Source organism: Erwinia papayae (genome assembly GCF_058241465.1).
This window is the reverse complement of record NZ_JBZCHT010000013.1, coordinates 1025297-1040310: the sequence shown is the minus strand read 5'-3', so window position 1 is coordinate 1040310 and position 15014 is coordinate 1025297. Positions and strand designations below refer to the sequence as shown.

Annotated in this window: 10 protein-coding genes; 8 read left to right on the top strand and 2 right to left on the bottom strand. The window is 55.3% G+C overall.

Annotated elements, in window-relative coordinates; all coding sequences use genetic code 11:
- The first annotated feature begins 163 nt into the window (after positions 1–163).
- From ygeW to arcC, 5 genes are read left to right on the top strand one after another with little or no spacing between them, the layout of a single operon-like run.
- Positions 164–1354: a knotted carbamoyltransferase YgeW gene (gene ygeW, locus AC3RPL_RS20850; RefSeq protein ID WP_490741406.1), complete on the top strand. Its 1191-nt coding sequence runs from the start codon at positions 164–166 to the stop codon at positions 1352–1354.
- 13 nt (positions 1355–1367) lie between these two features.
- Complete coding sequence (dpaL, locus tag AC3RPL_RS20845) at positions 1368–2579, top strand: diaminopropionate ammonia-lyase (protein WP_490741405.1); 1212 nt, start codon at positions 1368–1370, stop codon at positions 2577–2579.
- 3 nt (positions 2580–2582) lie between these two features.
- Positions 2583–3797 carry a YgeY family selenium metabolism-linked hydrolase gene (locus AC3RPL_RS20840; RefSeq protein ID WP_490741404.1) on the top strand — a complete coding sequence of 405 codons (1215 nt, stop codon included), beginning with the start codon at positions 2583–2585 and terminating at the stop codon, positions 3795–3797.
- Positions 3798–3849: 52 nt separating this feature from the next.
- Positions 3850–5238 carry a dihydropyrimidinase gene (gene hydA, locus AC3RPL_RS20835; protein WP_490741403.1) on the top strand — a complete coding sequence of 463 codons (1389 nt, stop codon included), beginning with the start codon at positions 3850–3852 and terminating at the stop codon, positions 5236–5238.
- Complete coding sequence (gene arcC, locus AC3RPL_RS20830; protein WP_490741402.1) at positions 5235–6167, top strand: carbamate kinase; 933 nt, start codon at positions 5235–5237, stop codon at positions 6165–6167. The genes hydA and arcC overlap by 4 nt, the downstream gene beginning before the upstream one ends.
- On the opposite strand, the gene AC3RPL_RS20825 is transcribed toward arcC, so the two are convergent.
- On the bottom strand, positions 6154–6987 hold the full coding sequence (locus tag AC3RPL_RS20825) for an XdhC family protein (RefSeq protein ID WP_490741401.1): 834 nt from the start codon (positions 6985–6987) through the stop codon (positions 6154–6156). The genes arcC and AC3RPL_RS20825 overlap by 14 nt on opposite strands.
- Positions 6988–7359: 372 nt before the next feature.
- Between AC3RPL_RS20825 and ygfK the strand changes: the two genes are divergently transcribed.
- The 3 genes from ygfK (at position 7360) to AC3RPL_RS20810 (ending at position 13742) form a co-directional block, all read left to right on the top strand.
- Positions 7360–10467 carry a putative selenate reductase subunit YgfK gene (ygfK, locus tag AC3RPL_RS20820; protein ID WP_490741400.1) on the top strand — a complete coding sequence of 1036 codons (3108 nt, stop codon included), beginning with the start codon at positions 7360–7362 and terminating at the stop codon, positions 10465–10467.
- 2 nt (positions 10468–10469) lie between these two features.
- Positions 10470–11795, top strand: a complete 1326-nt coding sequence (ssnA, locus tag AC3RPL_RS20815) for a putative aminohydrolase SsnA (RefSeq protein ID WP_490741399.1) — start codon at positions 10470–10472, stop codon at positions 11793–11795.
- Positions 11796–12260: 465 nt separating this feature from the next.
- On the top strand, positions 12261–13742 hold the full coding sequence (locus tag AC3RPL_RS20810; RefSeq protein ID WP_490741398.1) for a nucleobase:cation symporter-2 family protein: 1482 nt from the start codon (positions 12261–12263) through the stop codon (positions 13740–13742).
- Here AC3RPL_RS20810 and AC3RPL_RS20805 read toward each other — a convergent pair.
- Positions 13736–14944, bottom strand: a complete 1209-nt coding sequence (locus AC3RPL_RS20805; protein WP_490741397.1) for an MFS transporter — start codon at positions 14942–14944, stop codon at positions 13736–13738. The genes AC3RPL_RS20810 and AC3RPL_RS20805 overlap by 7 nt on opposite strands.
- Positions 14945–15014: the final 70 nt, after the last annotated feature.

The window sequence follows — 15014 nt, the reverse complement described above, 5'->3', positions numbered from 1 at the left end:
CAGAGCAGCATCACATTTCATCATTCAGGCCCGTTCACAAATACTGATTGGCACAAAAGTTGATATTGCTCTGGCAGAAATGACCTTCTCCCCATCACAGAGGGTCTCTCCGGGGCCTGAACCTGCAAGAAGGGGGCCTCTTTATCATAAGGAACCTCACAGAATGGAAGAGATAACCACGCTTTTGCATGCTATCCGCCAGAAAAAATCTGCCCTGCATAGCAAGGATTTCCTGCTGACATGGGAGCAAACCGGTGAAGAACTGGAGCAGGTACTGGAGATTGCCGCTGCGTTGAAGCATCTGCGTGAAAAAAACATCGACACCAGGGTATTTAACAATGGCCTTGGTATTTCCGTTTTCCGCGATAATTCAACCCGAACCCGTTTTTCCTTCGCCTCAGCGCTGAATCTGCTGGGATTAACTCAGCAGGATCTGGATGAGGGAAAATCGCAGATCGCCCACGGCGAAACGGTGCGCGAAACCGCCAATATGATCTCCTTTTGCGCGGATGCCATTGGTATTCGCGATGATATGTACCTCGGGGCCGGTAACGCTTATATGCGTGAAGTCGGAGAGGCACTGGATGACGGCTTTCAACAAGGGGTATTGCCACAACGCCCAGCGCTGGTGAATCTGCAATGTGATATCGATCACCCCACCCAGTCGATGGCCGATCTCGCCTGGCTGAAAGAACACTTCGGCGGGCTGCAAAATCTCAGGGGCAAGAAAATCGCCATGACCTGGGCCTACTCCCCCAGCTACGGCAAACCCCTCTCCGTCCCTCAGGGCATTATCGGCCTGATGACCCGCTTCGGTATGGACGTCACTCTGGCACATCCGCAAGGCTATGACCTGATCCCGGAAGTGCTGGAGGTCGCCCGCCGGAACGCCAGCGCATCTGGCGGGCAATTCCGTCAGGTCAATACGATGGAAGAGGCGTTTCACGATGCCGACATTGTTTATCCCAAATCCTGGGCACCCTGGCAGGTGATGCAACAGCGCACCACCCTGCTGCGTAATCAGGATCATGCCGGACTGAAAACCCTTGAGCAGGCATGCCTGCAACAAAACGCACGCCATCAGGACTGGCACTGCACCGAAGATATGATGAAACTCACCCGCGACGGCCATGCGTTATATATGCACTGCCTGCCCGCCGACATCACCGGCCTGTCCTGCAAAGCGGGAGAGGTGGAAGCCAGTGTCTTTGAACGCTATCGCATCGCCACCTACAAAGAAGCCAGTTGGAAGCCGTGGATTATCGCGGCAATGATCCTCGCACGGAAATTTGCCGATCCGGCAACCGTACTGGGACAGCGTCTGCGTGATGCGCAGCCCCGCATCAAAATTTGAAGGGGAAAACGTTATGTCATCGTTCCGTTCGGCCATGCAGATTATCAGTAACGAACACTTTGCTCCTCGTTGTTCGCCGCTGTTCAGCCGTGAGTCAGCCAGAGAAGCCCGCGCCTTCCACCGCACCCTCTCTGGCTATCAGCCAACACCACTTCACTCGCTGCCCGCCTTCGCCGCAGCGCTGGGCGTTGAGAATGTATTAGTCAAAGACGAGTCGAAACGATTCGGACTCAACGCGTTCAAGATGTTAGGGGGCGCATGGGCCATCGCCCGCCTGCTTTGTGAAGAGTATCAGCTGGATATTCATCACTTCTCTTTCGAATCGTTCCGTCAGCAGCATCCGCAACCACTGACCTTTACCTCCACCACCGACGGTAATCATGGCCGGGGCGTGGCTTGGGCAGCCAGAGAACTGGGGCAGCGTGCGGTGATCTTCATGCCGAAAGGCTCATCGGCCGCCCGCGTTGGTCATATCACCGATTTGGGTGCCGAATGCATTGTTACCGATATGAACTATGACGATACCGTCAGATTAACCATGCGCACCGCGCAGGAGAAAGGCTGGAAAGTGGTGCAGGACACCGCCTGGGAGGGCTACACCCAGGTTCCCACCTGGATTATGCAGGGGTATGCCACGCTGGCCGATGAGGCAGTGGAACAGATGAAAGCCATGGAGATTCCTCACCCCACGCATGTGTTTTTGCAGGCAGGAGTGGGGGCGATGGCGGCCGGTGTGCTGGGTTACCTGAGTGATGTCTTTGGTGCAGGAAAATTGCACGCGGTGGTGGTGGAGCCGGATAAAGCCGACTGTCTGTTTCGCTCGGCACAACAGGGAAAAATGGTCAATGTTCAGGGCGAAATGAACACCATTATGGCCGGTCTGGCCTGTGGGGAACCGAATCCGCTGGGCTGGCCGCTGCTGCGAGACTGCGTCCAGCACTTTATCTCCTGTGACGATCGCGTCGCCGCTCTGGGAATGCGGGTGCTGGGCAATCCGCTGGCAGAGGATCCCCGCATTGTCTCCGGCGAATCAGGCGCAGCGGGGATGGGGGTCCTGGCAGCGATACTTTGCCACCCCCAACGCGGCGAATGGATGGAGAAACTGAAACTCACCCCCGACTCGCGCGTGTTACTACTGAGCAGCGAAGGCGATACCGATCCCGAACATTATCGGGAAGTGGTGTGGGAAGGAAAATTTGGAATTAATCAGCAACGACAGGAGTAGCAGATGAGCAGGCCAATCCCTTATGACCAGATCCTTAAACTGGCCAGAAAATATCAGCCGGATATGACACGTTTTTTGCGCGATATGATCGCCATCCCCAGTGAAAGCTGTGATGAAAAACGGGTTATTGCACGTATTAAGCAGGAGATGGAAAAGGTCGGATTTGATCGGGTAGAAATCGATCCGATGGGCAATATTCTGGGCTATGTAGGCCACGGTCCTCGTCTGCTGGCAATGGACGGCCATATCGATACCGTTGGCGTGGGCAATCTCAAAAACTGGCATTTTGATCCCTATGAAGGCATGGAAACCGACGAGTTGATTGGGGGACGCGGTGCCTCTGACCAGGAAGGCGGCATGGCGGCAATGGTCTATGCCGGAAAGATTATTAAGGAGCTGGGTCTGGAAGATGAGTACACCCTGCTTATCACCGGCACGGTTCAGGAAGAGGACTGTGACGGTCTGTGCTGGCAGTACATTATTGAGCAGATGAAGATTCGCCCCGAGTTTGTCATCAGCACTGAGCCTACCGACTGCCAGATTTATCGCGGTCATCGTGGCCGGATGGAAATCCGCGTTGAGGTGCAGGGCGTGAGCTGTCACGGTTCTGCTCCTGAACGGGGCGACAACGCCATCTTTAAAATGGCACCGGTGCTGATGGAATTGCAGTCGCTGGCGGGCAGACTCGGTAATGATGAGTTTCTGGGTAAGGGTACGCTGACGGTTTCAGAAATTTTCTTCACCTCACCCAGCCGTTGTGCGGTGGCCGACAGCTGCGCCGTCTCTATCGATCGCCGTCTGACGTGGGGTGAAACCTGGGAAGTGGCACTGGATGAGATCCGCGCTCTGCCCGCGGTCAAAGCGGCGCAAGCCGACGTCTCACTCTATCATTACGAACGCGCCTCATGGACCGGGCTGGTCTACCCCACAGAATGTTACTTCCCTACCTGGAAAGTGGAAGAAGACCATTTCACCGTAAAAACCCTGCGTGAAGCCTATCGTGGGTTATTTAATCGCGAGCCGGTCGTTGATAAATGGACCTTCTCGACCAATGGCGTCTCAATTATGGGCCGTCATGGCATTCCTGTGATTGGCTTTGGTCCGGGTAAAGAACCTGAAGCCCACGCGCCTGATGAAAAAACCTGGAAAGAGCACCTGGTCACCTGCGCTGCGCTGTATGCCGCCACGCCACTGGCCTGGATGCAACAGACGAAATAGTCGCCCGTTCTGATGTCGGCGCTCTGCGCTGAGCGCCGAAGGGAGAAAGACCATGAGAACGTTAATTAAAGGCGGCACGCTGGTGGATGAGTCAGGGGAGTACCAGCAGGATATGCTGATTGAGTTGGGTAAAATTGCTCGCCGCCATCCAGATATCGCTGTCAGTGACGATATGCAGGTCATTGATGCCCGTGGTCTGCTGGTGATGCCCGGTGGCGTTGATGTACACACTCACTTCAATATTGATGTGGGCATCGCCAGGAGTTGTGATGATTTTTTTACCGGAACCCGGGCAGCCGCCTGTGGCGGGACCACCACTATCGTTGACCATATGGGGTTTGGGCCAACGGGTTGCACCCTGCACCATCAGCTGGAGAAATATCATCAGGACGCCAGATCGGCGGTAATCGACTACAGCTTTCACGGCGTTATTCAGCATGTCAACGAGGAGATTATCGAAGAAATACCCGCAATGGTTCATGACGAGGGGATCAGCAGCTTCAAATTTTATCTCACCTACAGCCATTTTCTGCATGATGCGGAAATACTTCAGGTACTGCAAAAACTGGGCGATACCGGGGCGCTGGCAACCGTGCATGCGGAAAATGATGCCGCTATCCGGTGGCGACTGAGCGAATGCAGAAAGCAGCACCGTCTGGCCCCCATCTGGCACGCGCACAGCCGCCCATCCGCCTGCGAAGCAGAAGCGATAGCCAGAACCATTAATCTCGCCCGACTGGCAGGGGATGCACCACTGTACATTGTCCACCTCTCTAACGGGCTGGGACTGGAATATACAAGGCTGGCCAGAAATGCCGGACAACCGGTTTGGGTGGAAACCTGCCCTCAGTATCTGCTTCTGGATATGAACTGTTATCTGCGCCCGGACGGTCTGAAATTTATGCTCAGCCCGCCGCTTCGTCCCCGTGCCGAACTGGATAAGCTGTGGGTGGGGATTGCAGATGGCAGCATTGATACCGTTGCCACCGATCACTGCAACTTTCCGTTCTCGCAACGCCAGCAAATGGCCTCGGAAGACTTTACCTGTTGCCCTAACGGGTTACCAGGCGTGGAAAACCGACTGGCTCTGCTGTTCTCTGAGGCGGTGATGACCGGGCGCATCAGCCGCTCGCGTTTCGTTGCCCTGACCAGCAGCAACCCAGCCAGACTGTTTGGATTATGGCCGGAGAAAGGCAGCCTGCTGCCCGGCTCTGATGCCGACCTGGTGCTGTTTGATATCGACAAAAATCAGACTATCCATCACCACCAACTGCACGACAATGGCGACTACTCTCCGTGGGAAGGCTTCCGCTGTCAGGGGTGGCCAACGATGACCCTGTCGCGCGGCGAAATCGTCTGCCGCCAGGGTCAGTTTACCGGCCACGCCGGACATGGTCAGTTTATCGCAAGAAAACCATTTATTAACAGGATGTTACCATGAAGAAAAGAATCGTACTGGCGCTGGGGGGGAACGCTCTTGGCGAAGGCCTTTCCGGCCAGATGGAGGCGGTCAGAACCACGGCAGAAACCATCGCCGGGCTGGTGGCAGAAGGACATGAGCTGGTGATAACCCATGGCAACGGGCCGCAGGTGGGCATGATAAATCAGGCATTTGCCGCAGCTGCCCATACCTCTGTTCATGCTCCCGTCCTGCCGATGTCGGTCTGCGTCGCGTTAAGTCAGGGCTACATCGGCTATGACTTACAGAATGCTCTGCGGGAGGCGCTGAGAAATCGCGGGATAAATAAAAATGTGGTATCGCTCATTACTCAGGTGCGGGTGGATGAGCAGGATCCGGCATTTCTTCAGCCTGATAAACCCATTGGTGCGTTTCTCAGCCCGCAGGCAGCGGAAAAACAGCGTAAGCAGGGATTTGTTCTGCGGGAGGATGCTGGAAGGGGCTGGCGGCGTGTCGTCGCTTCGCCCAAACCTCAGGAGATCATTGAAGCGCCTGCGGTCACCGCGCTGCTGGCCGCCGGGCAGATTGCCATTGTCGCGGGTGGTGGAGGCATTCCGGTTATCGCCGAAGGCAATCACCTGCGTGGTGCCAGCGCGGTAATCGATAAAGACTGGGCCAGCGCGGTGCTGGCAAGTGATATCAATGCCGATATGCTGATCATTCTTACCGCCGTGGAAAAGGTGGCGATTAACTTCAACACGCCGCAACAGCAGTGGCTCGACAGCCTGACGCCACAGGAGGCGCACCGCCTGACAGCCTTACAACAGTTTGCCGCTGGCTCGATGCTGCCAAAAGTTGCAGCGGCTGCGTATTTTGCTGAATCCCGCCCTGGTCGCCGAGCATTAATTACTTTACTTGCCAGAGCCAGAGAGGGCATTGCAGGTCTGACCGGAACCCTCATTCAGCAGTAGCGTTGCAGCCAGTCTGCGTTGGCAATGACCCGGCAGCCCCGCTGCCGCCACAACAGCGCTGACTACGCCGGTGGCAGATAATTTCAGCCAGGATACTGACGGCGATCTCTTCCGGCGTCTCCGCATTGATATCCATACCCACCGGTGAATGCAGTTTTTGCAGCAAGAGATCGTCTGCCCCCTGACTGATTAGCAACTGTCGAAAATGCTGAGCCTTCTTGCGGCTTGCCAGCAGCCCAAGATAGCAACAGGGCAGCCAGAGCATTTGTTCAAGGACCTCGCGATCCTGATGATTAGTGGCAATCACCACATAACTGTTCTCTTTAAGCGGCAATGTGGCAATGATAGTGCTGTAGTTGTCTCCTGCGACGCGCTGGCAGGTAGTCGGCAGCTGCGGATGACGAAGATTTTCTTCCCAGGGATCGGCAATGATCACCTCATAACCCAGCGGCAGCGCTGCCTGAGCCAGTGCACGATTGACGTGTCCGGCACCGAGTAAAAAGAGCGCCGGGCGGCTGGAGTAAACAGCAATATGCACCGTCATCGCCCCGCCACAATCTGCGCCTACCGCATGATCGCCCTGACGCGCCAGTTGGCCATGAAACAGTCTTGCCTGCCCTTCGGCCAGCGCCTCCAGCGCCTGCTCCATCACCAGATTTTCCATCTTTCCTCCACCGATGGTCCCGGCCGTTTCGCCATTTTCTGCCACCAGCATACTGGCCGAATGACGTGGCGTTGAGCCGCGACTCTCAATGATGTGGATCAGGGCGAAGGCAACATTTTCTTTTTCCAGCCGACAGGCTACGGCGAACAGGCTCATGGCAAACATCCTCTGATTAATGTCACCGTCAGTTGATGCAACCTGTATGCCGGTTTTAAACCTCATGCCCATGACACGAATCACAAAAAATCGCCGCTATTTCTCATATTGAGCGAGAAATTTATTAATTTGCGAAAAATGAGGTTTTTTCCCGCTCCGGGTCAGTAACTAAATGATTTTCATTATCAAATACCCACTGTCTGGCCGGTTACCGTTCTGGGGAGTGCGAATAGCATCACGAAATATAATGAAAATAGTCCATCACTAAAGCTCTGGCGCAGTTGTTGCTAAAGCCCTGCGGTAAGTCACACCCGGGACGGTAAGCGCGTTTCAGTACCGGGTATCCGCAAGCAGCACAAAGGAGCAATGTGTATGGGTGACATAATGCGTCCCATCCCTTTCGACGCCCTTCTGACACGAATCTGCGCCGAATATCAGGAAAATCAGTCGGTGTTTGGCATACCTGAACAGGCATTTTATTCCCGCAGCCCATCGCGTCAGATAGCCTGTTTCGGCCGGCGATGCGATACGCCTTTGGGGCCAGCCGCCGGGCCACACACCCAGCTGGCGCAGAATATCATTGTGGCATGGCTGACAGGAGGCAGTTTTATCGAACTGAAAACGGTACAAATTCTGGACCGTCTTGAGTTGGATAAACCCTGTATCGACGCCAGCGACGAGGCCTGGAACACCGAATGGTCTACCGAATTCACGCTGGAAAAGGCCCATGACGAATACCTGAAAGCCTGGATGGTATTGCATCTGTTGGAAGAGATTTTTACTCCCAGACATCACGGCCAGTCGCGCTCTTTTATTTTTAATATGAGCGTTGGCTATGATTTAAAAGGCATTCAGCAACTCAGGATGCAGCAGTTTATTGATCAGATGGTGGATACCCGCAACAATCCGAAATTCGCCCGCTACCAGCAGGCGTTAGCAGACTTTATCGCCCGGGGTGATTACAGGTTACTGGCGAAAGCTGACCGCTCCGCGTTACAGAGCCTTCCCGCCCGTATTTCGTCAGAGATGGTTAACAGTGTCACTCTGTCAACGATGCATGGCTGCCCTCCGGACGAAATCGAATCGATTTGCCGCTATATGCTCACCGAGAAAAAACTGCACACCTGTGTGAAGCTTAATCCCACACTGCTGGGCTACCAGCGGGTCAGAGAGATCCTCGACGGCAATGGTTTTGACTATATCTCGCTGAATGAAGCATCCTTCAGCCACGATCTGCAACTGACGCAGGCGCTGGCAATGCTGGAGCGTCTGATTGCGCTGGGGAAAAAGCAGCAACTGAGCTTCGGCGTCAAACTGACCAATACGCTTGGGGCGCGTAATCATAAGCGGCGACTACCCGGTGAAGAGATGTATATGTCAGGCCGCGCACTTTATCCCCTGTCGATCAATGTGGCGGCAGTACTTTCTGAACATTTTGACGGTAAATTGCCCATTTCTTACTCCGGTGGGGCAAGTCAGTTCAACATTGCCGACATTTTCGCTACCGGTATTCAGCCCATTACCATGGCCACCGACCTGTTGAAACCCGGCGGCTATCTGCGCATGAAAAACTGCGCGGAACGGCTGGACGGCAGTGAGGGTTGGGACAGCCATCAGATTGATGTGGTGCGCCTGCGGGCGCTGGCTGAGCAGGCGTTGAAAGCTGACTGGGCGCAAAAAGAGTGGAAAAGCCGTGACGAGATTGATACCGGTGCCAGCCTGCCTCTCACTGACTGCTATGTGGCACCCTGCGTCACTGCCTGCGCCATCCATCAGGACATCCCCGAATATCTGCGTCTGGCAGGAGAAGGGCGTTACACCGATGCGCTTGAGCTGATTTATCAGCGCAACGCGTTGCCCGCGATCACCGGGCATATCTGCGATCATCAGTGTCAGAACAACTGCACCAGGCTTGATTATGAAAATGCGCTGAATATCCGGCGCATAAAAAAAATCACGCTGGAAAAAGGCTGGCAGGGCTACCGGCAGCGCTGGCATAAGCCCGCCGGTTCCGGCAACAGACACCCGGTTGCGGTACTGGGTGCCGGACCTGCTGGCCTGGCGGCAGGATATTTCCTTGCCAGAGCGGGGCATCCGGTCACTCTGTTTGAACGCGAGGAGAGTGCTGGCGGCGTGGTCAAAAATATCGTGCCGCAGTTTCGCATCCCGGCTGAGCTTATCCACCATGACATCAACTTTATTAGCGAGCACGGTGTGAAATTTGTTTACAACTGTGCCCCTGATCTGACCATCGCCTCATTGCGCAGGCAGGGCTTCTCCTCAATCTGTATCGCTGTTGGGGCCGGCAAGAGTAACCGCCTGCAACTGTCGGGTTCAGGTGTTAAGCCACTCAAGTCTTTCGAATTTCTCCGACGTTTTAATCGCAATCAGCTGGCAGGAGAGGTGCGGGGAGAGGTGGCCGTGGTGGGAGCCGGAAATACCGCAATGGACTGCGCCCGTGCTGCCCGTCGCGTACCCGGCGTCAACAGCGTCACCATCATCTACCGACGTGAACACCGGGATATGCCTGCCTGGCCGGAGGAGATTAACGCTGCCAGACAGGAAGGTGTGGGCTTTGAAACTCTGCTCAGCCCGGAAGGATTTGACCACGCAGGCCAGTTGGTGATGAGAGTGATGAAACCGGGTGAACCGGACAGCCAGGGACGCCGCCGTCCGCTGGCAACAGAACAAACTCGCTCTCGGTATTTTGACGCGGTGATTACCGCCACCGGTGAACAAGCGGATACCGACCTGTTGCAGAGGCTGGGGCTGGAAATGGCCGCAGACGGATATCCCTCGGTTAACCCTCAGACACTGGAAACCAGCGTGCCAGGTGTGTTTCTGATTGGCGATGTACAAACCGGTCCGGCCTCTGTCGTCTCTGCTATCGGCAGCGCCCGCAAGGCAGCCGATACCATTCTCAGACGGGAAAATATTCGTGGAAGCAATGACGATAAACGCTGGCTTAACAGCAATCCTGCTGCCATCTGGGCCCGTAAAGGCACTGTCGCTGTCCGCCAGATTGCCTGTGACGACGGTGAAGCCTTTGCCCGACAGGAAGCCGCCCGCTGCCTGGAATGTCACTACGTCTGCGCTAAATGTGTCGATGTTTGCCCAAACCGGGCCAACGTAGCGCTTTCCGTACCGGGTTTCCAGAACCCTCAGCAGATCCTGCATCTTGATGCCTTATGTAACGAATGTGGCAACTGCGCACAGTTCTGCCCGTGGCAGGGTAAACCCTATAAAGACAAAGTGACCGTGTTCAGCTTGCAGGAAGATTTTAATAACAGCAGCAATCCGGGTTTTCTGGTGAAAGAGTCGGCGGTGCAAATCCGGCTGAAAGACCGCACCTGGCAGCTGGAGCTCGGTTCCGAGGGAGAGATCGCCGGTGACCTGCCGGAAGAACTGACCAGCATGGCGCAGATTATTCGCTATACCCATCAACATCATCACTATCTGCTGGGCAGCGTGGAGGAATGACCATGATTTTGTTAGAAAACTGTACCGCAGTTCAATTTTCACCCTGCCAGATCGATCATGGCATCGATATTGTTATTGAAAACGACCGCATCGTGGCTACCGGTGCGCATCTCCGCCCGCATTACCCCCAGGCGACCGTCAGAGAGATGCAGCAGCGCCTGGTGATGCCGGGGCTGGTCTGCGCCCATAACCATTTCTATTCCGGCCTGTCTCGTGGCGTGCTGGCCCCCATTCCGCCCTGCCCGGATTTTATCTCCACACTTAAACATCTGTGGTGGCGGTTGGATCGTGCTCTTGATGAAGAATCGCTCTACTACAGCGGGCTGATATGCTCACTGGAGGCGATCCGCCACGGCTGCACTGCGGTAATCGATCACCATGCCTCACCCTCGTTAATTAAAGGTTCACTGGCTATTCTGCGTCAGGGTTTTATCAGAGCAGGATTACGCGGAATGACCTGTTTTGAAACCACCGATCGTAACGCGGGCCTGCAAGAGCTGGAAGCCGGAGTGGAAGAGAATGTGGCTTTCGCCAGCCTGATTGACAGTGAGCGTGCCACCAGCCAGCAGGCACCGTTGGTGGAGGCGCATCTGGGGGCACATGCTCCGTTTACCGTGCCGGATGCGGGACTGGAAATGTTACGCGAGGCCAGAAAAATTACCGGGCGCGGGCTGCATATTCATGTTGCGGAAGACAAATATGACGTGTCCCACAGTCATGATAAATATGGCCAGGACCCCATAGTGCGGTTGGATCAGTTTGACCTGCTGGATGAAAAAACCCTTATTGCTCATGCTTTGTGGCTTTCTGCGGATGAAGTCGCACTGCTCAACCAGCGGGGAGCCGCCCTGGTACACAACGCCCGTTCCAATATGAATAATCATGTTGGCTACAATCACCATCTTGCTGAGTATCAGCTGGCCACACTGGGGACTGACGGTATTGGTGCCGATATGTTTGAGGAGCTTAAGTTCGCGTATTTCAAACACCGGGATGCCGGAGGGAAGCTGTGGCCGGACAGTTTTCTGCAAATGTTGTATAACGGCAACCACATTCTGGAGCGGAATTTTGCCCGGCCGTTTGGCCGACTGGCGGCAGGCTACACTGCCGACCTGACCATCTGTGATTATCTCTCCCCCACGCCGTTACAGGCAGAAAATCTGCCTGGTCATCTGGCGTTTGGACTGACCAGCACTGCCGTTCACAGCGTGATGGTCGCGGGTCGTATGGTATATGAAGACCGTCAGTTTACTTTTGACGTCGCGCCGCTGTATGCCGAAGCCCGTAAAGCCGCGCAGCGTCTCTGGCAGAAAATGGCCACGCTGTGAAAATGGATCGGCGTCAGGCCGGTGGCCCCTTCTTTATCTGCCCTGAATAATTCGAGTTGCAGGGCGGCGGCGAGGCGATAAATCTCCAGCAGAGTAGATCAGTACCTGGCTGGGGGAGTGAGAAAAGCCCGGGTGCCTGCGACTTAAATTATGACAGCTATCGCTGAAATTCTGCGCTTTCTCAGTTTGATAAGTGGGAAATGATAATGAGAGGTGAGCGGCCCGTAGCGGATTTCCTTGATATCCGTTAAGCCACTGACACAGCTGTTGCTCCAGAGATGGCGTGATCCTGCTTCCAGTTTTCATTCTCTTTTTGTCGGCAAGCCACAGACTGGCACAACTTAAGCATTCTCCATTCGCGCCAGGCACTGCCCGGAAGCAGACCTGGCGTAATCAGGGAGGTTTAACACCTTCGAATCGTAGCCGGGAATGCCATTCCCACGGCCGTAATGGAGAAATCTGACCATGAATGTTTCAGTATCCCCCTCGCATCTTTCCCCTTCATCAACACTTCCCGTCGATGAGCTGCTGCCAATTGGACTGATGATGCTCTATGGCCTTCAGCATGTACTGGTGATGTACGCCGGGGCGGTGGCTGTGCCGCTGGTGGTTGGCTCCGCACTGGGCATGAGTAATGACCAGATCGTGCTGCTGATCAGCAGCGATCTCTTCGTCTGCGGTGCCGCCACGCTGCTGCAAACGCTGGGTATCGGCAAATGGCTGGGTTGTCGCCTGCCGGTGGTCCAGGGCTGTACTTTTGCGGCATTGATCCCGATGGTGTTAATTGGCCGAGAGTATGGCATGGGCGGCATCAGCGGGGCAGTGATGGTCGCGGGGGTATTTGCCCTTATCTGTGCACCGTGGATCAGCAAGCTGGTACGCTTTTTTCCTAAAGTGGTGATGGGGTCGATAGTCGCCCTGATCGGCCTGTCGATTATGCCCGTAGCCGGAGGCTGGATAGGCGGCGGCAACAGTGATATGCAGGGTTTTGGCAATCTGATGGCTCTGTCGCTGGCTGCGTTAACGCTGGTCATCATCCTGAATATTTACACATTTGCCTCCGGGCTGGTTAAAAATATAGCCGTGCTGATTGGCCTGATCATCGGTTCTGCTGTCTGGTACGTTGTGGACACGCTGGACTTCAGCCAGGTGGCGGCTACCCCCTGGCTCAATTTGCCTGTCCCGATGCGCTTTGCCTCACCGGAATTCCATCTTCTGCCGATTCTGCTGCTGACCATGGTGATGGTCGTCGTGATGGTAGAAACTATGTCATCGATGATGGCAACCGGCGAAATTGTGGGTCGCAAGGCCGATGCCACCACACTGAAAAAAGGACTGCTGGCCTGCGGTCTGGCAACCCTGTGCGGCAGCTTTTTCAACCTGTTTCCCTATGCGGCATTTGCCCAGAACGTGGGGCTGATCAGCCTGACCGGGGTACGCAGCCGCTTTGTGGTCGCCTGTTCCGGCATCATTCTGATCCTGATGGGATTGTTCGCAAAACTGGCGGCGCTGGTGGTGATAATACCTAAACCGGTCCTCGGCGGTGCGGGTGTGGTGATGTTTGGTATGGTTGCCGTCTCCGGCATTCGTACGCTGGGACAGGTTAATTATCGTAATAATAATAACGGGATGGTGGTGGCCCTGACGCTGGGACTGGGACTGATGCCGGTGCTGGTTCCCCAGCTATTTGCTCAGCTACCGGAGCTGGCAAAAATGTTCCTGCACAGCGGTATCACGCTGGGCACCTGTGTGGCTATCGTCGCTAATCTGATCCTGAACGGCAAAGGTAAATGGATGAGCAAAGGAACCGAGTGCACTACCTGCGAGCCTGACCCCCATCCGGGGGAGAATGAATCCACCGCCGCACGCCGTGTGGCGGTGAAAACCGTGCGGGTCTGGCTGCTATTAAGGCGGGCCAGGGCGGCGGCGCAGGAGAAAAATCAGTAGGCCGTCTCACTCTGTTTCAGCCTGCGGTAGACATTTAAGGTTAGCACCGTCGCCAGACAGACCAGCAGGCCGCTGAGCAGATAGATCACCGGAACGCCAAACCAGCTCATTACCAGCCCCGCCAGCGGGCCGGTAATGCCCAGCGAAAGATCCATAAATGCCGTGTAGGTCGCCAGGGCGCTTCCCTGGTTCTGTGGCGGCACGGCTTTGACCGCCACCACACCCACCGCCGGAAAGACCAGAGAAAAACCGGCTCCGGTGAGAAAAGCGCCCAGTTTCGCCATCCAGGGATCCACCGATCCCCAGACCAGAAACAGACCAACAGCCTCAACGGCAAAACAGACGATAGCAACAGGCAGTCCACCATAGCGGTTAATGGCATTGGGAAAAAGCAGGCGGGTGCCGACAAAAGCACCACTGAATAACGTCAGCGCCCAGGCGGCACCTTCCCACCCTTTTTCCTGATAAAACAGCGTGATGAATGTCGCTATTACGCCAAATCCGGCTGAGCCCATCGCGAGGAGCAGACCAAAATTCCATACTTTGCCCAGTACCGCACGAAAAGGTAGCGGCTGCCCTTTGCTGCTTTTCACCGCAGCCCTGGTCAGCGCCGTCAGTATCGCCACCAGCGCGATAGCAATGATGAGGCCGGATAACAACAACAGCCCACCCCAGCGATAAATTGCCACGCCCACTGGCGCACCTATGGCCATAGCGCCGTAGGTGAAAATGCCATTCCAGGAAATAACCCGACCTATATGCAACGAGCCGACCACACCGACGCCCCACAGGGTTGCTCCCGTACCGGCCAGGCTCTGGCCAAAGCCCAGAATAACCCTGCCAAGGCACAGCAATAGCAGGCTGAGCACCGGTAGCCCTGCACTCAACGCCGCCAGCGCATAACAAAGCCCACTAAGCAGGCAGCCGCAAAGGCCGACAATCACCACCTTTTTGGGCCCCCAGAGATCGGTAAGCCGCCCGGCATGAGGCCGGCTGAGCAGAGTGGCAAAATATTGCAGGCTGACGACCAGTCCGGCCCAGAATGCGCCGTAACCCATCGCATCATGTACATAGCCAGGCAGTACCGCCAGTGGCAGGCCGATGGTCAGGTAGCTGGCAAAATTGAAAATGACTACGGACATAATGCGCAGATTTAAGCGTAAACCGCTCGGAGCGAGTTCCGTTGCAGGTTGCTCAGGCATGAAAATCAACACCTTCAGAAGAACAGGAATTTTTACTATAACCCGATTTTAAACAAGATGTTCGCTGTGC